Raw genomic sequence first — 23,955 nt, forward strand, 5'->3', positions numbered from 1 at the left:
CGCGGCGCGGTCCTTCCTTTCGGGGGAAAGTCCGGCGCCGCAGCCTGCTGTGCGGGGCGCGGGTCCCGGGCTCTGTGTCCGCCGCCGGCTGCGCGCATGGCCGGCGGAAAAACGGGGCGGGGGGTCTGCGTCCTGTATCTCACCCTGCGGGATGGAAACCGCGCAGGGACAAACCTTGGCAGCGGGTGCTCACACCCAGTTGGCGCTCTTGCTCTTGCCCTTCTTGAGCTTGTAGGCGGGGTTGGGGGTGTCCACCTTGCGGATGGCGGCCTGGTCGATGCAGTCACCGGCCACAGCCTTCAGTTCCACCTGGCCGTTCAGGGGCAGTTTGAAGCGGAATACCTTGTCGCCGGTCTGTTCGCCCACCTTCTGGCCGTTGGCATACAGGGCCACGGACGGCTGGTTGGTGTAGACGGTGACGGTGGTGGTGGACTCGGTACGGTCGGCATAGCGGCGGCCCGCGATGTAGACGAAGGGGTCCTTGCTCCACCAGGCTTTATACAGATAGAAGCTGTCCTTCTTGGTTTTGCGGTCAAAGGTCACCAGGCCCTTGTGGTTCATGCCCGGTTCGCCGCCCTGGTCACGGGCGTCGGCTGCAAAGTCGAACATGTTCCACACATGGGTGGCCCACAGCCATTTGTGGCGGTCGAAGCAGCGCAGCATATATTCGTGGTACTTGGCCTGGTAGTCCTCGGTGTGGTCGCCGCGGCGGGGATGGGCGCTGTGCAGGTTGGGCATGGCCTCGGCGCCGTATTCGCTGAAGCCCAGGGGCCGGTTGGGGTAGACCAGATGGAAGAAGTCCATCCACAGGTCGTTGAGGAAGAGCCCGGGCACATACCAGCCCAGGTACAGGTTCCAGCTGACCAGGTCGGTGATGTGGGCCACCGGGTTGAAGGGGCCGCACATGGCGTAGCAGGCCAGGGTGGTCAGGCGGGTGGGGTCCATGCGGTGGCACAGGTCGTTGAGTTCATGGTGGTTGTCCAGCATGTCCTTCTTGTCCTTGGTGGAGATGGTGATCTCGTTGGACACGCCCCAGCAGACGATGGAGGGATGGTTGTAGTTCTGGATGATCAGCTCATTCATCTGGCTGATGGTGTTTTCCCGGCCGTTGTTCATGTGCTCGGAGATGTAGGGGATCTCCGCCCAGACCACCATGCCGGCCTCATCGCACAGATCATAGAAGTACTGGTCGTGCTGGTAGTGGGCCAGACGGACGGTGTTGCAGCCCATCTCCCTGATGAGGGCCATGTCCTCGTCGTGCATGGCCTTGGTGATGGCGTTGCCCAGGCCCTTGCGGTCCTGGTGGCGGGAGACGCCGTGCAGGGGATACTGCCGGCCGTTGAGCCAGAAGCCGGTCTTGGCTTCCACCTTGAAGTCCCGCACGCCGAAGCGGGTGCGCACCTCGTCCACAGGCTGCCCGTTGACGTTCAGGGTGGCCACGGCGGTGTAGAGGTAGGGGCTTTCGATGCCGTCCCACAGATGCACGCCGTTGATGGTCAGGGTCTGGTCGGTGCCGCTGCCCTCGGCCACGGTCTGGCCCTGGGCATCCAGCAGGGTGACGGTGACCTGGGCGCCCTCATGGGCGTTGTGCCAGGTCTCCACATGGACGCTGCCGTCCTGGTAGTTGTTTTCCGGCTTGGGGGTGACCTTCAGGCCGGTGCCGCCGAAATGGTCCAGGTCAAAGTGGGCCTTGTTCACGATGACGAAGCTCACGTCCCGGTAGATGCCGCCGTAGAAGGTGAAGTCGGCCTTCTGGGGGTAGACGGTGTCGTTGACGGTGTTGTCCACCACCACGGTGAGTTCGTTGTCCGTGTCCTTGAGCAGGGCGGTGATGTCGGCGCGGAAGGTGGAGTACCCGCCGTCATGCCGGCAGACCTCCGACCCGTTCAGGCTGACGCGGGCGGAGGCATTGACCCCCTCGAACTGGAGGTAGACGCACTCGGCCGCCTTGTCAAAGGCGGGGGCGTCAAAGTTGGTGCGGTAGGTGCAGGCACAGCGCTTGTAATCGTTGCCGCCGTCCTGACCGTCGATGTTGTTCCAGGTGTGGGGCAGGGTCACAACGGCATCCGGCTGTCCGGGCTGGGAAAAGTGCCAGGACTTGTCCAGGAGCAGGCTTCTTCTCATCAGTTCACGACCTCTTTTCCGGGCAGGGGGCCCATTTATCGATTTTCTTCATGGATTCATCATATCCTGTTCATTATTATTTCACAATGGGTTTGACGGAAGTGGTCGTTTTTGTGCACCATCTGGAAAACGCCTTCGTCAACTTGTCAAGGAATAAACGATATTTTTTAAGCAAGTTGCACAAAGCAAAAAGACCCCCGGAATCCGGGGGTCTTACAGGGTCCATGGTATGACGCAAAGGGCGGCGCGGGGTCACTCTGCCTGGGGCAGGGGAATGAGGATCTTCAGGGCAAAGCAGTCGTTTTCGGTGCTGACGGTGAGGTGGCCGCCGTACTTGCGCACCACCCGCTGCACCCCCCGCAGGCCGAAGCCGTGGTAGTCGCCGCCGGTCTTGGTGGTGACGGGCAGGCCGTTGCGGAACACCGGCTGGCGGGCCAGGGGGTTGGTGATGCTGATGACCAGGAACTGCTGTTTCACATGCACCAGCACGTCGATCTGGCGCTTGTCCTTGTCGGCAAACTGCTGCACCGCCTCGATGGCGTTGTCCAGGGCGCTGCCGAAGATGGCATAGGTATCCGCCGGGTCCAGAAAACCCATGCGGCTGCCGTCGGCCACGCACTGGATGTGGATGTCCTTGTCCCGGCACAGCAGGCTCTTTTCGGTGAGGATGGTGTCCAGCACCTCGCTGCCGGTCTTGACGATGGCATCATAGATGCCGATGGAGTCGTCGATCTCGTCCAGGTAGCGGCGGCGCTCGGAGCTGTCGGCCATGTCCCGTAAAGCGTAGATCTGCACCTTCAGGTCATGGCAGCGCCGGTTGATGAGGGCGATGTTCTTGCGGGCCAGCTGGTACTGTTCCTTCTGCCGGTGCCACAGGATGTCCAGGGCGTCCAGGTCATGCTGGATGGCGCTTTTGCGGAACAGGGCGTTCTGCAGAAACAGGATGGTCAGGCAGTAGAACTCACACATGAGGATGACCGCCCAGTTGCCCCGCAGGGAGACGATGCGGAAATCCACCACGGTGGAAGCGGTGAGGAACTCGAACACCACAAAGAGCAGCAGGGCGGAGATGGTCTGCCGGGGTCCCACCCGGAACTGACCGTCCACCGCCATGCCCCGCACCACAAGGACATACACCAGGGCGCTGCATGCCCCCGCAAAGACCACCACCGACAGCCAGGGGACCGGTGCACCGCCGTGGCGGACGTTCATCCAGGTGAACCAGGTGTTGAAGATCTGCACAAAGAACTGCTGGGCCATCATCATCCAGGTGGCGCAGTACAGGCTGCCGAACACCGGCTGCCGGCACAGCAGCAGCACCATGCCCGCCACATACCCGAAGACCACCACCAGCTGCCACCACTGCATGCGTTCGGCGGCCAGACCGGCGGCCCAGTAGGCGTAGCCCAGCACCGCACCCAGGACCAGGCTCAGGCCCAGGCGCAGGCCGTAGTTGTCCCGGTGGCGCAGGGGCCAGGTGTACAGGGCGGCGCACAGTCCGTGCATGAGCACCACCGCCATGGCCTGGACCATCAGTTCGGTGCCGCCCATCAGCTGCTGCCTCCCATATAATCGGTGAGGGCGTTGAGGAAGGCGCTGCGGGCCCGACGACTGATCTCCAGCTCATGGCCGGCCACCACCACCGTGTCCTTGCGCACCTGTTCCACATGCATCAGGTTGACGATGTACCAGTGGTTGCACTTGGCAAAGTTGTAGGGGGCCAGCTGCTTTTCGGCGCTCTGCAGGGTGCCCCGCAGCACATATTCCCCCTGTTCGGTGTGGTAGTGGAGCATGTGGTCCTGTACCTCCACATACCAGATGCTGCGCACCCCCACCCGCTGCAGGCGGTCGGGCAGGGCCAGCAGGATCTCCTCATTGCGGCGCTTGACCACCCGCTCGATGGCCCGGGTGAACTTGAGCTGGAAGGTGTAGTAGCTCACCGGTTTCATCACAAAGTCCAGCGCCCCCACCGAGTATCCCCGGATGGCATACTGGGCCATGTTGGTGATGAACATCAACACCACGTTCTCATCCTGTTCCCGGATGGCTTTGGCGGCGTCCATCCCGGTGACTTTCGGCATCTCGATGTCCAGCAGGATGATGTCATACCGGGGCTGGTAATCCTGCAGGATCTCGCTGCCGTCGGAAAATCGCAGCACCTCAAAGGTACGGCCTTTTTCCCGGCCGTAGCGCTCAATATATTCCTTCAGCTGTTCGGCGCATGGCGCCTCATCTTCCACAATGGCGATGCGCAGCACGGGCTTCCTCCTTTGCGGCCGTATGTGACAGATTTCTTCATGGTTTCTTACATTTTATCATAACACAAAACCCCTGCTGCGGCAACCGGGGAGCGGCCGGTACGGGGCGGCGCCGGAAAAGGTTATTTTGTAACAAAAGCCTTGTTTTTCCACAGCGGGCATCCTGCAAAACACTGCTAAAAAGCGCCGGCGTTTTTTGGGCAAAACGCACCGTACCATGCTATTTTTTGTGGTTTTCCGGAAAAATGCGGCCAGATATGGGGGCTTGCTTTTCCAGGGGGGCCGTGCTACAATTAAGAGAAACATTACAGCTGAGCCTTTGTCCTGGCCCCGGGCCGGCTGCATCCGTTTTCTCCGGCCACGCATCCGTCCATAAAGGAGGGACCACCATGCAACAAACCAACTGTCTGCAGGCCAGCATGTTCGGCGGATTACAGATCCATGTAGGGGATCAGTATCTGGTCGAGCAGGGCGGCCGTGTGAACAAGCCCATGGAGCTGCTGGTGTACCTGCTTCTGAACATCGGGGTGCAGACCTCCAATGAGCAGATCATGGAGGCATTGTGGGGGGACGATGAGGTGGAGAATCCCGCCGGCGCCCTGAAGAACGCCGCCTACTCCCTGCGCCGTCAGCTGGCCAAGGCCGGCCTGCAGCAGGAGTGCATCATCACCCGGGACCGGCAGTATGCCTGGAACCCGGAAGTGCCGGTGGAGCTGGACGTTGACCGGTTCAACAAGCTGTATGAGACCGCCATGCAGACCCCGGGCACCCCGCCGGAAAAGGTGGAGCGGTGTTGCCGGGAAGCCGTGGCCCTGTACGCGGGGGATTTTCTGCCCGCGCTCAGTGACCGGTACTGGCTCATGGCCCGGGCCAGCACCCTGCGGCAGCGGTACCTGAGCATGGTGCTGCATCTGAGCGACCTGCTCCTGGCGTCCGAGGACCGGTCGGGAGCGGAGGAGGTCATGAACCTGTGTTCCCGGGCCCTGCTGCTGGAACCCCTGAGCGAGGAGCTGCAGCTGCGCCATTTCACCGCCCTGCGCAAGCTGGACATGAAGACCGCCGTACTGAACCATTATCCGGTGGTGGCCAACATGTTCTTTGACGAGGTGGGGGAGCCCCTGCCCGAGTCCATCCGGGAGATCTTCCGCTGGGCCTCCGAGGGCGCCGACCTGCCCATGGAGGACATCCGCCACATCCAGAAGGACCTGGACGAGATCACCCGGGACGACCGGCCAATCCGGGGGGCGTATTTCTGCCCTTATGAGGTGTTCAAGCACATGTACCACATGGTGGTGCGCAGTGCCACCCGCAACTCGGAGGACGTGATCCTGCTGCTGGTGACCCTGACCCCCCAGGAAGCCCCCAAGCAGGAGCGCATCCGGGTGATGCTTTCGGTGAAGGAGCTCATCAAGAACATGCTGCGCAAGGGGGATGTGTTCTCCCGGTACGGCCGCAACCAGTATGTGCTGATGCTGTCGGTGAAGAACGCCGACGACTACAAGGTGGTGCGGGACCGGCTGCTGAGCCGTTACGAAAAGAGCGGCATCAGCCAGATCCTGCACATGCAGGTGACCGTGGGCATTCCGGATCCCATCGTATGAATGTATAAAATCCCGGCTTTTCCTGAAAAAAGGAAAGGCCGGGATTTTTGTTGCTTGTTGCTTTGCTGCTGGCTTTCTTGGCAGACGGGAGTCTGCCGTTATGTGTTCCTTTTTGGCGCCGTAAATCTAGGAAGCAACCTCTAGATTGCCGCTGAACGCGGCCGCCAATTTCGGAAACAACGCTGCGCGTTGCTTGCCCCTGCGGTGCAAACCGCCACCGTTTCGAGGCGGTGGACGCCGACCAGGGCTGCGGCCCTGGACCCGGGGAGTGCGGCCACCTTACGACGGCCTACTCAGGCCCTGGGGGGCCTGAGCAAGGAATGGATTTTAATGGCGTAACCGGAAGGTTTCCGTAAGCATTTGTTACTGGAAAGCGATTTGTCAAGGGGAGATTACCCCGGAGTTATACATTTTTCTTTTTTGAGCTTCTGAGCCGTCGACTTTCACCGCAGTCCTAAAATTTTGCATAAACACGACACAAGATCAGCAGCGTGTAAGCAATCAGAAAAAACTAAACCGCCTGTCCCTATGGCCGAGATAAGGGTCACTAGGACAAGCGGTTTTCTTTGCCTTAAATGATGACTGGTAAGATGTACATATTCCATGACGTTAGTCAGAACGGAAATAAGCCTGGTGGTGTACCATAACATCGTCTAGAATGCCTGAATCATCAAAACCAAGCTTCCAAGAGGCCGGGTCAAGAGGGTCATCAATTTCGTATTTCAAGCTATATCCACCATAGGTTGCCTCAAAGCTATCGTTCGGTTGGCCATACAGTTTTAAGACATCTTCTCTGGCAGACCATCCCAGCATCAACCCACCGGGAAGGCGTAGTTCTGTACCGGAAAAGTCGTAGTTGCCATATATTACATGAATACCTCCCACCGTGCTCTCGGCGACAGGGATCGTGCTTTCGGTGGTGTTGAAGACACAGACACTGATATCCTGTTCGCGGTCGTTGGTCAGCGAGACCCATTCCCATTCATAGGACGCATACGGGCCTTCCGCGCCGGACAGAGAAAGCCCGGCATCCTCCTCGGAAATCACCCACCCGTCGTCAAGAAAATCCGCAAGGGGAAGCGGCAACGTATACACCGCGTCATTGATCTGGATGGAAAAACTTTCCCAATCATCCGAAAGTTCGGGGGATGTGGGGTACAATTCGGCCTCCGGCGCGTCGAGTTCTGTCATAAATTCGAGCGTTATCAAGGTGGAGGTGTGCGGCAGGTAGGTGACTTTCGCAAACAGAGCAAAGTCGTTCTCGCCCCACAGCGCGCGCCCTTCCTCGTACCTCTTTTCACTGATTTCAAAGGAATGCCGTTCTCCGGTCATATCTACGCCGCGCAGATAATAGTCGTCCGAACCATAGTCCCCGATTCCTCTCGAATATTCAAACTCCAGCCGCTCCAAATAGGCGGCTTCCGGGCGCTTGAGGTAGGGGATGTCCAAAACGAGTGGCCGGACAAGGAAGAAAGCGGCGGCGAGGCAAAGCAGAATGCCTGCAGTTCTGCCGACCTTTTGCAGGAACGTTGTGTCCGGCTGAATCAGCAGTATGAATAAGACAAGGGCGATGATCACCGCCACCAGCCCCAAGCCGCCATAGACAATGACGGCTTGCATAAACCCTGTGATGCCGATGGCAAAGGCATCGGCGCTTGTAAACCATTCCACCACCGCGAGGATGGTGATCGGCAGAAAAAAGATGACGGCAAGGAACAAAATAAACCATTTTAACTCCGCCTTGCTTTTTTCGCCGCCGGGCGCTCTTTTGTCTGTTCGGTTCTCATTTATATTGTTCATTTTCTCTCTTGCTTTTATGAAAATCAGTGTTTCAAACGCTCCAGCGCCTCGCAAATCGCGAGCATCCCCTGTTTTTGATCTTTGATTTTGGCGGTGATGCTGTTATTGACCAGCGACAATTTTATTTTGGTTTTCCCGCTTTTCGCTTTGATGATCCGCTGGGAAGGCAGTAGCCCTTTTTGTACTTTCAGTTCGTCAAACTGGTCAAACGGAATGCAGATTTTACCGTAAATATGCGAGATATCAAAAGTTTCCAACACTGCGATAACCAATGTTTTTTCTGTCACGCCAACATAACAATATACATTACTCAAGGCTCCCAGTGCCAGCATTTCGGCCGTACCGGACATCAGGGTCCCCCATGCTTTTCCCTGGTACGTTTCTCCTTCTGGGCAAATACTGGCTAACATTTCATTCATATCTTTCTCATTCATGAATAAAGTCATATAGTTCACCTCATCGTTTTGTTCATAGGTCAGTAGATCTGTTTTCAATTCAATTATAACACTCAGCTTGTTTTATGGGGTGAAACCAAGGTAAAGTATTCGTAAATATTGGGCGCGATTGGGCGCGATTGACACGAAATTACCAAGCAATTAGACTAAATTGGCGTAAGAAGACACACATTTTTTGTGACAAATTTTGGACAGCTGTGTTCCATAACTCACTGTGGGTGAACATATAATCAAAAATGCCTCTCCTTTTCCTTCCGACACTTCTGCCGGTACAAAGGAGAGGCACTTTGTGCTTCCTAACTGTCTGTATTGTGGCTTCGGAGGGAATACAATGTAGGCTGGGTCACTCAGACAACGCAAAATTCACGAAGCAGCAAACAGAGCCAATCCCACCTGTCGTTAGGTTTCAAAAAGCGTCCCTAATACTTTACAGCGGACAAATCCTCATACATAGAGGACGCGGTCTTTCAAGTCAATAGCATTGAGAGCGAGCACAGTGCTTTTCTGCTCCAGAGGCAGTTCATCTCCAGCCACTGTGAAAATCGCACCTCCAGCCTCCTCCAGAATGATCCGCGCCGCGTTGTGATCCCAGGGGGAAGAGCGCATGGTAACGAATAAATCTGCCCGGCCAGCAGCCACCTCACAAAGTTCCAGGGCCACGGAGCCGAGACACCGGACTCCCCGTACCTTCCGGGAGAGCCGGATCATCCGCTCCTGATAAGGATGTGGCTCCAGGAAGGTATATTGCAAACCCGGTGTTGTCAGCAACAGCTCCGATAGTTCCCGTCGGACGGATGTGTGGATCGGTGTCTGATCCTGCCATGCGCCGCCGCCATGCTTTCCCCAGTATAGCGTCTTTCGCTCCACATCCAGCACCAGTCCGAACAGCGGTACGCTTCCATCCCAGCACCCCACGGAAATGGCGTAGTTTTGGTGCTGATTGATAAAATTCGTGGTCCCGTCGATGGGGTCAATATACCAGGTCACCGACCCGGTGCGATGCGCCTCCGGCGGATACTCTTCCCCCACGATGGCGTCTCGGGGGAAGGCTGTCAGGATTTCATTTCGCAGCAGCTGTTCGGTTCTGCGGTCCCAACGGGTGACAAGGTCTTGATGACCCGTTTTCTGGCAAATCTCTGTTTCTTCCAGATGGCACTGCCGCAGAAGATTCCCGGCATTTTGAACAACTTTCACGGCGACATTAAATCTGTCCATCCTCCACCTTCTTTCCTCTGTTTGATTTATAAAATCACATTCCTTATGGCTTGTCAAGAAAGCTCACCAAATCACCTGCATATCTACATTATGCAACCGGGGCACTGGGCTGTGGGTCTGGATATAACGGGCGGTAAGGTCCGGCATTTCTACACCGCCCCGCCAGAGGACAGGACAATTCCTCAGCGCATCATAGCCGCCGGTGCCCGTGGCCCGGTAGTTGCTGGTGCACAAGCGGAATTTTCCGTTTCCCAGCGGAGAACCGTCCAATTTCGTCAATTGAACCACCCGGCTTCCCACAGGGCGGCGCAGATCAAAGGTATAGGCCAGACCAGCGTAGAAGTCGTAATTGTAGTGCTCCACCTTGGGAAGCAGGAACTCTTCCGAAATCTGGGGTTGGCCATCAACCAACGTGAAGTAGGCGGCGCACCGTTCCAGAGTCTGCCGCAGCACCTCTTCCGTCACCTCCAGCACCACCAGAGTGTTGGCAAACAGGTAGGCTGCTGTTACACCCCGCATGGTCACTGGGGAGGCCAGCCCCACCGGGTCATTTCCCAAGCTGGTGCAGGAGAAATCCGCCCCGGTCTCGGCCAACTGCACCTGGTTGAACAGGGCGGCCACCTGGCTGCCGTAGAGGGCGGCGTCCAGCTTCCCTTCCGGGGAAATCGGATAGGCCAACTCCCCGATGGGCTGGTCCAGCCAGACCTGCACCGCCTGTTCCAGGGGCAGTAAGCTTTGATAAGGTTCCGTGCCATGCGTTGCCCCCACTGGCGTCAGTTTGGAATGAAAACAGAAGTTTCTCCCGTCTTGCTGTCCAGTGATACGAAGAAACTGCCCGGCGTTAGCGGGGGGCTGAACCGCATAGGTGCCAGACAACTCTACCCCTTCCACCGCCATGTGTTGGTGGCCTGTGAGGAGAAGGTCGAAGTCCAGTTCCCGAGCGATTTTACAGGCAATATTCTCTCCGCTGTCTGAGAGCACCCGCCCCGTTTCCAACTCTTCCTCAAAACCTCCGTGGTAGATACACACCCGAACGTCACACTGATCCCGAAGGGCGGAACAGGCCGTCCGGGCAGCTTGAAAGGTATTGGTGACCCGCAGTCGCTCCAAGTTCTGTGGTTGTTCCCACACGTTCACAAAGTCGGTGACCACGCCGGTGATTCCCACCCGCAGGCCGTTGGCCAGGGTATGTACCGCCCAGGGGCGGATCGGCAGCTCGCCACCCAAGTCCTCTACATTGGCGCACAGGCATACGCCGTTCATGGCCCGCAGATAATCCCGAAGGGCCTCATAGCCAAAGTTGAAGTCGTGATTGCCTAAGGTAAAATAGTCAAGGCCCATCGCGTTAAAGGCCGCAGCTACCGGGTGGACAGGCCACTGATCCCGATTTTCCAGGTAATACTGTGTCAGAGGCGTTCCCTGCAAAGAATCTCCGCCGTCCAGCACAAGGGTGTTCCCGTCCTTTTCCATCTGTACAGCCATATTCAGAAGGCCGGAATTTTGAGAACAGTTGGCAGCGTAGTCAATCGGAAAGATATGTCCATGGGTATCTGAAGTATAGTAGATTTGAAATGTCTTTTCCATGCTTACCCCCTGGCCAGTTTGACGCGGATCTTGGTGGAAATCCATTCCACAATCAACACCAGCACGATGAGGCCCGCCAAGATGGCACCGGCCTCTTCCCAGCGGTAAGAGTTCATGGCAAAGATCAGCGGCGCACCGATACCGCCCGCTCCCACCAGGCCCAGCACGGTGGCGTCCCGCAGGTTGATGTCAAAGCGGTAGATGGCGGTGGAGGCGAAGTTGGGCATCAGCTGGGGCAGAATGCCGTAGCGGATCTTCTGCCAGGTCGTGCAGCCCGCCGCGTCCAGGGACTCCAATACACGAACATCCAAGTCCTCAATGGCTTCGATGTACATTTTGCTCACCATGCCTACCGAACACAGGGACATGGTCAGCAGGCCAGCGAAGGCACCGGGGCCTGTGACGCGAATGAACATGAGGCCATAGACGAAGGCGGGAACGGTGCGGACGGCCATAATGATGATACGCCCCACAAAAGCTACCGGCTTCGGAGTCAGGTTGGAGGCCGAAAGAAAGGCCAACGGAACAGAAATGATAGCACCCACAATCGTACCCAAAAATGCGATGCAGATGGTCTCCAACAACAGATAAGGCACACCCTGGGTAGTGAAATTGAACAACAGGTCCGTATCCGGATGGAAGATGCCCGCCAGGATATTCCAGGCAATCACCGCTCCATTTTGCGTGGTGCCCGCCGTCTCCACGGCAGAGCCGCTCCAGATCAGCAGAGCTACAACCACCACAGCCACGGCCAGCTCAAAGACCCAGCGGCGGGGCCGCTGTTCATAAGCCGCTTCGATTCGTTTGTTCATGGCATCTCCTCCTATACCAGCCGTTTCCGGGCGGCCCGGCTGATGGTTTCAATGATAAATACAGTGACGAACAATGCCAGCAGGATCATACCTACGCTGGCATACTCCCGCCAACCAATCTTCTCGTTCAGGATCAGGCCCAGGCCGCCAGCGCCCACATATCCCAGAATGGAGGCGTAGCGCACGTTGCCCTCAAAACAGAACAGGCAGTTGGAGAGGTAGGAGGGCAGTACCTGGGGGACGATGGCGCTGATGAATGCGCGTACCTTGGTGGCCCCCATTGCCTCCATGGCTTCAAAAGGTCCCATATCTACCGTTTCGATTTCTTCATAGAGGATCTTGCCGATGTAAGCGAAGGTAAAGATGGCGATGGCTGTGGTGCCCGCCAGAGTACCCAGGCCGAAAATGTAGGTGGCGATCAGGGCGGAGACCAGGGTAGGCAAGGTGCGGATGATACTCAGGAGCAGCCGCATAGCTGCCACGACCACCCGGCTGTGGATGATGTTGGTGGATGCCAGCATAGCGAAGGGCACCACCAGGATGGAGCCAATGAAGGACCCCAGCAGGGACATCTTGATGGTGTCGAACAATGGCTGCCAAATCTGGGGCATATAGTCCCACTGCGGCGGGATCATGTCGCCCAGAATGACAAAAAACTCTTTGATCCGACTGACCAGGACCCCCATGTCAAAGCCGGTGACCTCCACCGAAAGGATCGTCATAGCAACCAAAATCACTGCTGCCAGCGGAGCACGAGATCTGGGTTTGGAAACCTGCTTTCCGTTGGGTAGGGTAAGCAATCTGGGTGGAAAGATTTTGTCGTATATACTCATGCCGGTTCCTCCTGCTTTCCCTGATAGATGGAGTCCAGCACCGCCTGATCCACCTGATTGGCCGGGCCGTCATAAACGATCTCCCCGGCCCGGATACCAATCACCCGGGTTGCGTACTGGAGAGCCAACTCCACATGGTGGATGTTAATGAGTACCGTAATGTGCATATCCCGGTTGATTCGCTGAAAATCGTCCATCACCTGTTTGGCAGTCACCGGGTCCAGAGAGGCCACCGGCTCATCCGCCAGGATAATCTGAGGATTCTGGGCCAGGGTCCGAGCCAGGGCCACACGCTGCTGTTGGCCGCCGGAAAGCTGATCCGCCCGGACAAAGGCTTTGTCCAGAATTCCCATTTGATCCAGGGCTTCCAGCGCCTTCATCTTTTCCTCCTTCGTGAAGATGCCAAAAGTTGCTCGCCACCAGGGCAGATCAGGGACAAAGGCAGTGAGCACATTCTTGATAACAGTGGTGCGGGTAATCAGGTTGAAGGACTGGAAAATCATGCCGATCCGGCGGCGAAATTTCCGCAGGCTTTTTCCATGCAGGGTCATCACATCGGTGCCGTCCACCGTCAGTTGGCCCTGGGTAATGTCGTGCATCCGATTGATGGTACGAATCAGGGTGGACTTGCCCGCGCCTGACAGGCCGATGATGGCTACAAACTCCCCTTGGTCAATGGTCAGGTTGATGTGCTTCAGGGCCTCGAATCCATTCGGATAACGCTTTTCTACTTCTTTGAATTCTATCATGATACTCTCCCTATCCCAAACGAGGGAGGAAAGCCTCGGCCTCCCTCCCTCATTTGTGGTTCATGTTTGATTGAGTTTAACCCGCGCTGTTCAGAGACTGGATCATCTCCTGAGCGGCCCGCTCAGAGTCGTAGTCCTCGGACTTCGCCCACTGATAGCCGTTGTGGCTGTAGATGGCGATGACCTCTTTGCCTTCCTCGGTATTGCCGATGTTGATGAAGGCCTGACCCAAAGCCTGCTTGAAATCATCGTCCATGATGGGCGAGGTCTTACTGACGCTGATGGTGTCATTGTAAATAGCGGGAGTGACGCCAACCACAGCGGTGTCATCCCAGATGCTGTTGGTCATGCCGTACTCGGTTGTCCACTCATCCTCATAGTCCCGGCGGGCGTCGGCATAGGTGCAGAGGATGTCCACCTGACCGGAGGCCAGACGGGCGAAGGCACTGCCGTAGGAGTCAGACTGCACCGCGTGGGGCAGGTCGGTGATATTCTTGTCGAAGTTCTCCTGGAGCCACAGAGAAGGATAGATGTATCCGGCAGGAGAGGAGGAGTTGGCCACACTCCAGTTGGCACTGCTCACATCCTCCCAGGTGAGGGCCTCGCCAGCGTTGACCTTGGCGGCCAGCTCCTTGCCCTTCTCAGAGGGACCGGCGATCATCAGGGCACGGTAGCTGGTGACCTGCTCAGTGGTAGGCTCGGTGGGGGCGTTGTCGTTCCAGTCCTTGGCATTATCGGAGTCAATGGACAGGCCGTCACGGGTGGCGGTCAGCAACACGTCGCAGCCGTCATCGTAGAGCACATAGGTGCCGCCGGGGATCAGGCCCACATCGGCGGTACCGGCGGCCAGAGCCTCGCCCACTGCCTCATAGCTGGTGCCCACGGTGATGTCCACCTCGCCAACATCGTACCCCAGCGTCGCCAGTTCATCGGTGAGCATCTGCTTCAAGGGTTCGGTAGCGGTAATGATTTCCTCTGGTTCGCGGGACGGGACAAAAGCGATCCGCAAGGTATCAATCTTTTTGTTGCTGGTTTCAGAAGTCGCTGTGGTACTTGTGCTGCTGTCTGTGGAACTTGTGCTGCTGGTGCTGCTCTGGGACTCGCTGTTTTGGCCGCCGCAGCCAGCCAACAGGCCAACACACATCACACCAGCCAGCAGGAGAGAAAATGCTTTTTTCATTCTGTGATCCTCCTTGTTGTTTCTGTAAACGTTTCTGGGGTTACTATTAAATTTATCTGTTATAGAGGGAATGCCCTCTGATAACCGCTTCAGTGATTCAGGCTGTGTCGCCAATCTTCAGGTGGGTGGGCACCGTGACGGTCACTGCCTGGAAACGACGCTGACTGATCCGGCCAAAAAGCAGTTCCAGGGCGTTTTCCCACACATAGTCCGGGAACATCTCCAGGCAGGTGCCGGTGGGCCACTTGCTCTCCAAGGTCTGAATATCCTGATAGATGATGACCGCCACATCTTTCGGCACACGGACGCCCAGTTCCCGGAATGCCTCCAAAGCGCCCTCAGCCACCTCATCACTGCCCAACAGAACTGCTTCCGCCAAGGTGTGCTCTTCCACGGCCTTCTTGGCCAGCGCATAGCCACTTTCTCGACTGATTTCCCCCACATGGAAGGTTCGGGGATCGTACTGGCCGCGCTTCTCCAAGATGCGCCGGATGGCGGCCAGACGGTGGGTGCCGATGCGGCCGTTGGCCCCGTCGTAAATACCGCCGATATACCCCAGGCCGGTGTACCGCTTCTGATCCAGCAAATAGGACACCATCTGCTCCTGGCCCCGGTCGAAGTCCACCTGCACCTGGTCGAACTCGTAGTTGTGCTGGTTGGAGTTCACAAAGACGATGGCGAAGGACAGGGAGCGTAGAAAGTCGATTTCCTTCTCGCTGAACACCCCCAAGGCGATAATGCCATCCACCTTTTGAGGCTCACCGAAAGTCAACCGAACAAAGGTTACCTCGTACTGGTCGGTCATCATCTGTACCAGACAGGACAGGGACGAGAGCCGTACATTGTGCCGGTCCGGTCGGATGATCCGCCAGTCCGCCACCCCGATGACCAGGTGCGTTTTATGCTCTGCCGCCTTTCTCTGCCGAGGAGATACATAGCCCAGGACGTGGGCCGCCTGAAAGATCCGGGCCCGCACCTCCGGTGAGACAGAGATGTTGTCGTCCTTGTTCAAAACCCGTGAGACCGCCGCAGTTGAGACCTGAGCGGCCTGGGCCACATCCTTGATTGTCGCCATGAGGCTCCTCCTTTCGTATCGTTTCAAGCTCATTATATAGCGCTCTCTGTCGAAGTCAATGTATTTTACTAAAATTTTACTAAACTATGAACCAGTTATAACATGGAGTAGTCCTGCAATGTATCGAAAGGGCAAAAAGGTATCACGACCATCATAAGCCACGCCGTCTTTCTCGTTATCGCTCCTGCCCCGGCCTCCGTTTGCGGTTGGGCTGTGACATGGATTTGTGCCATTGCTTCGCCAACTGACGGACAGCGTATTCCTCCGCCGAATCGTTTGTCAAACGTGTCTGTGCCTGTTTGGCATCCATCCACCGCAGCGGTGAATATTTACTGCCAAACACCTGTTCCAACTTTTCGTTGGCGGCTACTTCATATCCGGGCCGGATGGCCTGCCGGGCCTCGTACAGTTTTACCGGGTCAAGATCGGCGGCCTGCGATTTTGCCTCGGCGTACTCATGCAGTGTGGATTCCAGATCAGCGGAATATTTCTGCTCCTGCTCGTCCAGTTTTTGCAGGTTGGATTCCAGCGCGGCGATGTCTTTGCGGAAGGTTTCGGCCCCGGCGTCCTCGGCATAGTCAAACTGCTGCAACAACAGCGCCTTTTCAGAGCGCAGTTCCTCCAAATCTTCGGTCAGCTCCGCAATTTTAGCCGCCAGTTCTTTGTGCTTGAACACCTGCCACGCGGGCAGAGCCTTTTTCTCGGCTTTTACAGTTTTTCGCTCCCTGCTTTTCTCCATGATCTGCTGGACCAAATTGGTGAACCGTGTCAGCTGGGGCTTGTACACAGTAAGGGCTTTCTGACAGCTGGCACGGCCTGCGCGGATATGGGAGAGCTGGTAACAGAAAATCAAAATTCTGCCGCGCAATTTTTCCAGATACTCCGCTACGGCGGGCACGGTGTGGGCAACCAAAGAGGCCAGCTTTTTGAGTTCCGCTTTCAGTTCCCGCAGCAGGGCGTTGTCGGCCTTGATCTGCCGGTTCAGTTCGCAGCGGTCGGATATGATACCGCGACGCTCCAATGCCTGAGCCGCCACGCCCTCGTGGATGGTGGGGCGCTCTTCCAAACCGCGCTCGGCATGGCTGCGGTGGTCGATACGACTGTCTTGACCGGCCAGCTCCAGACAGCGGTTCGCCGCCGTGGCCCACGCCTCGCGCCAGACAACCAGCTGTTCTTCGCTGTTCCACCGCGCAGAGATGGGATTCTGCCTGCCGTACCGGGTGCTTTTTGGGTGTTTGTCCACACGAACATGGCCATGCGCATGGGCTGCGGATGGAGCCATATACACCTTCTTTTTGCCAACTTTGTAGGGGTACTGCTTCTCCCAGCCCTCGGCCTGCGCGGCCTTGAACTCAGAGGCGGTGAAGCCGCGTTCCTCGCCGTCCTTGACACAGAGATATTCTTTTTCAGTCTTGTGTTGCCATGCGCCTGTTTCGGTCAACGGACGCACCGTCAGCAGGATGTGGGCGTGGGGATTGTGGCCGTCGGTGTCGTGGATCGCAACGTCGGCGCACATTCCTTCATCCACGAACTGCTCTCGTATAAAATCTTGCAAAAGCTCAATCTGCTGCTGCCGTGATAGCTCGATGGGCAGCGCGGCGACAAATTCCCGCGCCAGACGGCTGTCCTTGGTTTTCTCCGTTTCTTCCACGGCGTTCCAAAGTTTTTCCCTGTCCTGCCATTCCGAGGGAGCCATTGGCGGCAGGAACACCGCCTGCCAGACAAGGCCCTGTTTGCGGGTGTAGTCATGCTGCACCCCGTCGTACTCGTTGAGCATCCGGGAACAGCTCAGATAGACACGAACTTTATAGGTGGTGTTGCCAATGTGCCGGGTCAGAAACACGGCGTTTTTATCTGCCATAGAACCTCTCTTTCTTGCGCTTTCGGCGCATCCGGTGTATACTGTTGTTATAGTTCCGTTGTTTGTAACCTGCGATTGTGTTACTTCTTTTTTGTGTCAAGCCTGAACATGGCGAAAGCCCCCTTTCTCCTGCGTGAAAAAGCAAATGTAACCAAAGTAACTTGTTTTTAGATTACTCTTTCACTAATAGGAGAAATCCAGGGTGCAAAACGGAACCATTTTTGAAAAATCGCAAAATATTTTTTTAAAAGAGTCCTGCAAACAAAAGTCAATAGATGAAATAAAAAAAGTCCCGCAAATTTTGCGAGGCTAAAAAAGGTACAACAAACCAGACCGGAGAGAAAGCATCTCGCCAGCCGGAAAGAAATTCGGTTGTTAAAGATTACGATTGCTTAGCAGGTTCTGTATCAAAAGCCTCCAGGCATTCTTTCACGCGGGCGTAGTAGATGCGCAGGAACTTGTTCTGAGCGGCAGTCATGTAGACAAAGTAGGGCTTGCCCTCTGCGCGTTTCTTATCAAGGAACTGGTACACCGGCTCATCCGCTGGAGACTTTTTCAGGTATGTGCAGATGATTTGGTAGAGTGTTTTACGCAAATGTGGTGAGCCTCGCTTTGTGGTGGGAACGCTCTTTGCGCTGTGCTTGCCGGATTCATCCACGCCGGGATCAACACCTGCAAAGCCCACGATGGAGCTGCGGCGCGGGAAACGGCGCACATCTCCAATTTCGGCCATAAGCTGCGCGGCAGTTATTTTCCCAACGCCGTACATGGCGCACACGGTTTCGTATTCTGGAAGTTGGGATGCAAGCCGCGTCATTTCCGCCCGCAGAGTGGCCAGCGTGGTCTTTCCCGCCAGAAGTTGTTGAGCAGCCGTGACAATGAGCAGCTTTGTGTTCTCGTTTTTCGGCAGTGTCGTAAAATGGCCACAGCTTCCGGCGTAAATGTCCAGCGCCTTCTCTGCACTGAAATGGTATCCCTTGCGTTTGCACCACTTCTGGTAACGTTCTGTAAACGCCTTTTCGCTGGCACGGCAGATGCAATCGCAATGCCAGAAGGTCATGACAAAATCCACCCATTTCTGGTGGCCGTCAGCACGCTCTGGGCTGGAGAAAAGCTCGTTTACACCGGGAAAGGTCTTGTCGGTCAGCGAAATGAGATTGTTTTGCAGCGACACCACTGTTTTCATGTAGAGATTGTATTGGCGGCTGCACAGCTTCAGTTGTTGTCTAATCGTATCCATGGGAGTATATTCCCGCAGATCCACCCAGTTGTCAAGGCCATACTTTGCAATCTTCAGAGCGTCAGCCTTGTCGGTCTTGACCTTGCGGATGGAGCCGCCGCCGCTCTGCTTGATGAGCAGCGGATTCAGGACGCAGACGTAGATCCCGTACTCATGTAGTGCTGCCGCTACCGGTTCGTGGTAACGGCCTGTGGATTCCATGATGACGCGGGTATCTTCGCCCAATGCGACGATGGCGCCAGCCATCTGCTCCAAACCAACTTCGGTATGGAGAAATTCCTGTGGCAGAAATGCCACTTCACCCATTGGCCGCAGGGCAGCCACCGTGCTTTTCCCTTTGGAAATGTCGATCCCTACTGCGTTCATTTTGCTCCTCCTTCTGATTGGATATGGCTTTCCGCCGTTTACTCATCGCCTGTTCAATCTCCTGGGTGACGCGAACGCACCGCAAATCGGTGGTACAACCTGCGCAAATCGAATGCTGCGAATGAGAGAGGCGGCTGACGGACTCATTTACGGGCGTGTCGGCCCAAGGTGAGCTATGTCAGGCAATTTGCTCTCCCATTCTAACAGCTTCGGCTTTGAGATGGAAAAAGACGCGGCTGGCTGCCGCGCCTTGAACCGTAACTTTATTGTAGGAGGTGGGGTCATGGCGTATCTGTCTGATGACGAGCTTCTGGATACCGAGGGTGGCTTCACCGGATGGGACGATGGGACAGGTGCAGGGGCGGAAGAAACGCTGGAACAGGCGCTTGCGGAAGAACGTCTGGCCGAGCTGGAAAATGAGCTGGAGCAGGACGAGCATCCCGTCGATTATGATGCCGAACTGGAAACCGAGGAAGAAGAAGCCGCCCCGGTCAGCGAAAAGCGGCTGAAACGGGAGATGCGGGCCGAGGCCATACGGCGGCTGGAGGAAGCCGCACGCACGGAGAAGGATTTCCGGGCCGTAGTGGAGGAATGGAACAAGCTGGACCGGAACCGGGAGCGCCGGGAACGGGACCATGAAAACCTCCGTGGGGATGTGCCGCTGGAATATCAGGCGGTGCCGGAACCGAAGCTCATTCCCCGCTGGATGAACAACCCCACATACCGGCAGCTGATGGCCGGGAACTTTCTGGACATCCTGTTTGACTGCCCTTATGAGATGCACAACCTGACCGCTGATCCCTTTATTTCCCACATGGTGGAGGAACTGAGCGAGGAACACAAGGCGGTTTTGTATTTCCTCTCTTTGCGGCTGTACAGCACCACCCGGCTTGCCGCTGTCCGTGGGCAGTCTGACCGCAATATCCGCAAGCTGCGAAAGACCATCCACAAAAAATTGCAGCGCCAGATGTATGACCATCTGTGCGGCAAGCAGGAGCATGGCGGCAGCTTGACCTTGCGGGAATGTCAGTTTTTGGAGGAATACTCGAAAATCGCAAGGAAACAGGGCAAGGATGCCGTGATCCGGCGGGAGAACAAGACCAAGCGCAGAAAAAGAAAAACCGCCCCTGATAATTGGGACGATTAAGGAGAAAGGGCGTGTATGATGAAAAATTTGTTTGAACAGTCCCGTTCCCATTGGGTGCGGTACGATTACTATGAGCTGAAAACAGCGGAAGATGGCAAGCGGTACATCACCCCCGGCAAGAGTGCAAAGCCGGACGTCTACAATCCGCTGAAAGAGGTCCCCAACATTGTGCTGGATGCACTGAATGTGGGGATGCTGATGATGGGACGCAAGCCGGAAGCAGAAGTGGAAAAGGCGGTGATGGAGTTTATCACCCGGTACGGCCTGCTGGGGCTGATGACCGCCCTGCCCACCACGCCGTCCTTTATGGACTATGAGGCGGTATACCTGCCCAAAAACCACTTCATTAAGGAAGAATCCATGGCGACAGACAAATACCTGTCCCTGTTTTATCCTTTTGACCAGCTGGACTTGGTGAAGAAAGGCATAGAATCCACGTGGAATGTGTCCGGTGACCGGACGATGATTGCCCTGACCATGACCTTCATGGACGAGCCGATGGCCAAGAACATGAGCTTCCAGCGGGAATATGCGGAACCTTACGACTGGGTTGCCCAGCAGTTCAAAGACTGGGCCTTTACCTTAACCACCGCCTTTTTCTACTACAATGACTATGACTTCATGGGCGAGGACGAACGGGGATTGCATCGTAAGGCCATGGCTGCGTTCGGCGGGATCGCCCCCAGCTACCACATTGAGCTGCTGGATAAGCCCACCATCTCTTGGGATTTCCATTCGCTGCTGCTGGGTATTCAGATGATGTTCAGCTTCATGCTGGTGGACGGCGACCAGCCCCTGCGCCTGTGCAAGCACTGCCAGAAGGTGTTCCTGGGCAGCCGGTCCAACGCTGCCTTTTGCAGCCCACGGTGCAAGAACCAGTACAATGTCTACAAGAGCCGTTCTAAAAAGGGCGGAGATGAGGAGGAATGATACGCTATGGAAATTCTGAAACTCAGGGAACACAGCGAACTGGCATCGGAGGCCGCAGAGTGGTTTCATTCCAAGTGGGATATTCCAGTTGAAGAATATGCGGGAAGCATACAGGAGTGCTTGACGGGCAAAAGCATTGTTCCGCAGTGGTATGTTGCAGTCGAGAATCAGCAGATTATTGGTGGTATTGGGGTCATCGAAAACGATTTTCATAACCGCAAGGATTTGACGCCAAATGTCTGCGCGGTATATGTTGAGGGAAACTACCGTTGTCAGGGAATTGCAGGAAAGCTGCTGGAATATGTTTGTGAGGATATGCGTTCATTTGGCCTGGAAACCTTATATCTCATTACAGACCACACAGGCTTCTATGAGCGCTACGGATGGAAGTTCCTGTGTATGGCGCAGGGCGATGGTGAGGTAGATTTGTCGAGGATGTATGTTTATGATTTGAAATAGAAACGGTTATCGTTAAAAATTAGACATTTGGAGAGACCCGATAAATCATTTTGCGTTCGATTGGAGCGGCATTTATTGGAATCCAGAATTTGAAAATAAAGTAAACACCAAAGGGAGCTGCATGGATAATAGAAATGGAGATTATATATAAAAACTTACAAGAGAATGAGATAAGCCGAGAGCTATTTAGACATTTTGTACGGCATCAAACTGTTGTTAAATGTAGGCGAAAAGAAAACGGAAAATGGATTATCAAAGATGATCCGTTTATTGACGATTGGAGCGAAGCGGATTATAAATTCCTGGTTTCCTGCCTGAGAAACACAGCAGCAACAGGTGGATTGGTATATGCTGCTTTCTGCGAAGGGGTGTTGAAAGGTTTCGTGTCAGTTGAACCGAAACTTTTTGGGGGAAATCACAGATACCTTGACCTCTCAAGTATCCATGTGTCAGAGGATATGCGAGGAAAAGGGGTTGGCACTGCACTGTTTCGAGCAGCGAAAGAATGGGCAAAGGCACATGGAGCAAAAAAGTTGTACATCTCAGCCCATTCAGCCGTTGAAAGCCAGGCATTCTATCACAAAATGGGCTGTGCAGAGGCGGCTGTCTACAATCAGTCTCATGTAGAAACCGAGCCGTATGACTGCCAGTTGGAATGTAAAGTATGTGAGGATGACAGTTGATGAAAATAAGCAAAATTGAGGATAATAAAAAGAGATACATGAGCCTGCTTTTTCTTGCGGACGAGCAGGAAGATATGATCGACCGGTATCTTGAAAAAGGTACGATGTATGTTTTGGAGGAAAATGGCGTAAAAGCGGAATGTGTTGTTACTGACGAAGGCAGCAAAGTTCTTGAAATCAAGAATATTGCTGTTCTGCCGGAATGCCAGCGCATGGGCTACGGAAAACGGATGATTGAGTTTATTGAGCAGACATACCGTGATAATTTTCGTATTCTTCGTGTGGGGACGGGTGACAGTCAGCTGACGCTCCCTTTTTATAAGAAATGCGGTTTTATAGAAAGCCATCGTATCAAAAACTTTTTCACGGACAATTATGATCATCCCATCTTTGAATGCGGCGTTCAGCTTATTGATATGGTATATTTGGAAAAGAACTTACTATGGGAATCCAATACGATTCATCGAAAGAAGTAAATGGAATACCTGGCATTTTGTAAATGAATTACAAAATACAATCCAAACTTACCAAAACGATATGGAGGTGACGAGGAATGAGCGAGGAACAGGGGCTGACCCCGTATGAAACCAGAGAAATCCTCTTTTACAAGACCGAAAACGGAGAGGTGCGGGTGGAAATCCTGCTCTTTCAGGAAAATCTCTGGCTGACGCAGGCAAAAATGGCAGAGCTGTTCGAGGTGCAGAAAGCGGCCATTTCCAAGCATCTGAAAAAAATCTTTGAATCCGGCGAACTGAGCGAGGATTCAGTTGTTTCCAAAATGGAAACAACTGCGGCGGACGGGAAACGGTATCAGACCAATTATTATAATCTGGACGCCATCATCGCTGTGGGGTATCGAGTGAACTCCAAAAAGGCGACCATGTTCCGCATTTGGGCAAACCGGGTGTTGAAAGAGTTCATCATCAAGGGTTATGTGATGGATGACGCACGGCTGCGGGAGCCGGAAAACTTTTTCGGCAAGGATTATTTCGAGGAACAACTGGAGCGTATCCGGGACATCCGGGCCAGCGAGAGAAGGTTCTACCAGAAAATCACGGACATCTATTCCCAGTGCAGCGCTGACTACGATGTGGAAAGCCCCATCACAAAGGAGTTTTTCGCAACGGTGCAGAATAAGCTCCACTATGCGGTCACCCATCATACCGCCGCTGAGATCGTATACGGCCGTGCCGACAGCACCAAGCCCAACATGGGGCTGACCACATGGAAAAACGCCCCCAAAGGCCGCATCCGCAAATCGGATGTCACCGTTGCTAAAAACTATCTGAACGAAACGGAAATGCGTAACCTGAACGAGATTGTCACCATGTACCTGGACTATGCGGAACGGCAGGCCCGCCGTGGAAATGTCATGTATATGGCCGATTGGGTCAAGCGGCTTGACGCATTTTTACAGTTCAACGAGGAAGATATTCTGCATGATAAGGGCAAGGTGACCGCCGCCATTGCCAAAGCCTTTGCCGAGAAAGAGTTTGAAAAGTTCCGGGTTTTGCAGGATCGGACCTATCAGAGCGACTTTGACCGGCTGGTTGCGGAAACTTCGGATGCCCTGACAGAATAAC

General features: G+C 55.2%; 21 protein-coding genes. 7 read left to right on the forward strand and 14 right to left on the reverse strand.

Going from position 1 to position 23,955, the window contains the following annotated elements:
- Positions 1-189: 189 nt before the first annotated feature.
- The 3 genes from AC127K_RS06715 to AC127K_RS06725 form a co-directional block, all read right to left on the reverse strand.
- The gene (locus AC127K_RS06715; RefSeq protein ID WP_483722061.1) at positions 190-2,124 is read right to left on the reverse strand and encodes a glycoside hydrolase family 2 protein; all 1,935 of its coding nucleotides are present in this window, start codon (positions 2,122-2,124) and stop codon (positions 190-192) included.
- A gap of 252 nt (positions 2,125-2,376) precedes the next feature.
- Positions 2,377-3,675 (reverse strand): ATP-binding protein, encoded by a 1,299-nt coding sequence (locus AC127K_RS06720; RefSeq protein ID WP_483722062.1) that lies wholly within the window; start codon positions 3,673-3,675, stop codon positions 2,377-2,379.
- On the reverse strand, positions 3,675-4,382 hold the full coding sequence (locus AC127K_RS06725; protein WP_294542691.1) for a LytR/AlgR family response regulator transcription factor: 708 nt from the start codon (positions 4,380-4,382) through the stop codon (positions 3,675-3,677). The genes AC127K_RS06720 and AC127K_RS06725 overlap by 1 nt, the downstream gene beginning before the upstream one ends.
- Before the next feature lie 389 nt (positions 4,383-4,771).
- Here AC127K_RS06725 and AC127K_RS06730 point away from each other — a divergent pair, with 389 nt between their 5' ends.
- Complete coding sequence (locus AC127K_RS06730; RefSeq protein ID WP_294542693.1) at positions 4,772-5,983, forward strand: AfsR/SARP family transcriptional regulator; 1,212 nt, start codon at positions 4,772-4,774, stop codon at positions 5,981-5,983.
- A gap of 609 nt (positions 5,984-6,592) precedes the next feature.
- Here the strand turns inward: AC127K_RS06730 and AC127K_RS06735 are convergent.
- From AC127K_RS06735 to AC127K_RS06785, 11 genes are all read right to left on the reverse strand, one after another.
- Entirely contained in the window at positions 6,593-7,783 is a 1,191-nt protein-coding gene (locus tag AC127K_RS06735) for a hypothetical protein (RefSeq protein ID WP_483722063.1), read from the reverse strand.
- A 23-nt stretch (positions 7,784-7,806) separates the two neighbouring features.
- Positions 7,807-8,229, reverse strand: a complete 423-nt coding sequence (locus AC127K_RS06740) for a hypothetical protein (RefSeq protein WP_087182751.1) — start codon at positions 8,227-8,229, stop codon at positions 7,807-7,809.
- A 453-nt stretch (positions 8,230-8,682) separates the two neighbouring features.
- Entirely contained in the window at positions 8,683-9,453 is a 771-nt protein-coding gene (locus AC127K_RS06745) for an inositol monophosphatase family protein (protein WP_483722064.1), read from the reverse strand.
- 63 nt (positions 9,454-9,516) lie between these two features.
- The gene (locus AC127K_RS06750; RefSeq protein ID WP_483722066.1) at positions 9,517-11,037 is read right to left on the reverse strand and encodes a bifunctional metallophosphatase/5'-nucleotidase; all 1,521 of its coding nucleotides are present in this window, start codon (positions 11,035-11,037) and stop codon (positions 9,517-9,519) included.
- Positions 11,038-11,039: 2 nt separating this feature from the next.
- Positions 11,040-11,849, reverse strand: coding sequence for a phosphonate ABC transporter, permease protein PhnE (phnE, locus tag AC127K_RS06755; RefSeq protein ID WP_087182754.1), 810 nt, complete (start codon positions 11,847-11,849; stop codon positions 11,040-11,042).
- Between the two features lie 11 nt (positions 11,850-11,860).
- Positions 11,861-12,682, reverse strand: a complete 822-nt coding sequence (phnE, locus tag AC127K_RS06760; protein ID WP_087384179.1) for a phosphonate ABC transporter, permease protein PhnE — start codon at positions 12,680-12,682, stop codon at positions 11,861-11,863.
- Complete coding sequence (gene phnC / locus AC127K_RS06765; RefSeq protein WP_087384182.1) at positions 12,679-13,431, reverse strand: phosphonate ABC transporter ATP-binding protein; 753 nt, start codon at positions 13,429-13,431, stop codon at positions 12,679-12,681. The genes phnE (AC127K_RS06760) and phnC overlap by 4 nt, the downstream gene beginning before the upstream one ends.
- A 76-nt stretch (positions 13,432-13,507) precedes the next feature.
- Positions 13,508-14,611, reverse strand: a complete 1,104-nt coding sequence (locus AC127K_RS06770) for a phosphate/phosphite/phosphonate ABC transporter substrate-binding protein (RefSeq protein ID WP_204647143.1) — start codon at positions 14,609-14,611, stop codon at positions 13,508-13,510.
- Positions 14,612-14,708: 97 nt separating this feature from the next.
- A complete protein-coding gene (locus AC127K_RS06775; protein ID WP_483722067.1) occupies positions 14,709-15,686 on the reverse strand; it encodes a LacI family DNA-binding transcriptional regulator in 978 nt (325 codons plus the stop codon).
- A gap of 175 nt (positions 15,687-15,861) precedes the next feature.
- Positions 15,862-17,547 (reverse strand): MobQ family relaxase, encoded by a 1,686-nt coding sequence (mobQ, locus tag AC127K_RS06780; RefSeq protein WP_483722068.1) that lies wholly within the window; start codon positions 17,545-17,547, stop codon positions 15,862-15,864.
- Between the two features lie 382 nt (positions 17,548-17,929).
- The gene (locus AC127K_RS06785) at positions 17,930-19,153 is read right to left on the reverse strand and encodes an IS110 family RNA-guided transposase (RefSeq protein ID WP_087185407.1); all 1,224 of its coding nucleotides are present in this window, start codon (positions 19,151-19,153) and stop codon (positions 17,930-17,932) included.
- Positions 19,154-19,436: 283 nt separating this feature from the next.
- On the opposite strand from AC127K_RS06785, the gene AC127K_RS06790 reads away from it, so the two are divergent.
- The 6 genes from AC127K_RS06790 (at position 19,437) to AC127K_RS06815 (ending at position 23,954) form a co-directional block, all read left to right on the forward strand.
- Complete coding sequence (locus AC127K_RS06790) at positions 19,437-20,300, forward strand: sigma-70 family RNA polymerase sigma factor (protein ID WP_483722069.1); 864 nt, start codon at positions 19,437-19,439, stop codon at positions 20,298-20,300.
- Positions 20,301-20,315: 15 nt separating this feature from the next.
- On the forward strand, positions 20,316-21,230 hold the full coding sequence (locus AC127K_RS06795; RefSeq protein ID WP_483722070.1) for a DNA gyrase inhibitor YacG: 915 nt from the start codon (positions 20,316-20,318) through the stop codon (positions 21,228-21,230).
- Between the two features lie 6 nt (positions 21,231-21,236).
- Positions 21,237-21,689, forward strand: coding sequence for a GNAT family N-acetyltransferase (locus AC127K_RS06800; RefSeq protein WP_483722071.1), 453 nt, complete (start codon positions 21,237-21,239; stop codon positions 21,687-21,689).
- Positions 21,690-21,823: 134 nt separating this feature from the next.
- Positions 21,824-22,372, forward strand: a complete 549-nt coding sequence (locus AC127K_RS06805; protein WP_087249496.1) for a GNAT family N-acetyltransferase — start codon at positions 21,824-21,826, stop codon at positions 22,370-22,372.
- Positions 22,372-22,848 carry a GNAT family N-acetyltransferase gene (locus AC127K_RS06810; RefSeq protein WP_087171134.1) on the forward strand — a complete coding sequence of 159 codons (477 nt, stop codon included), beginning with the start codon at positions 22,372-22,374 and terminating at the stop codon, positions 22,846-22,848. The genes AC127K_RS06805 and AC127K_RS06810 overlap by 1 nt, the downstream gene beginning before the upstream one ends.
- A gap of 77 nt (positions 22,849-22,925) precedes the next feature.
- Positions 22,926-23,954 carry a virulence RhuM family protein gene (locus AC127K_RS06815; RefSeq protein ID WP_087235311.1) on the forward strand — a complete coding sequence of 343 codons (1,029 nt, stop codon included), beginning with the start codon at positions 22,926-22,928 and terminating at the stop codon, positions 23,952-23,954.
- Position 23,955: the final 1 nt, after the last annotated feature.

The sequence above is a fragment of the Subdoligranulum sp. DSM 23681 genome, from assembly GCF_057005535.1.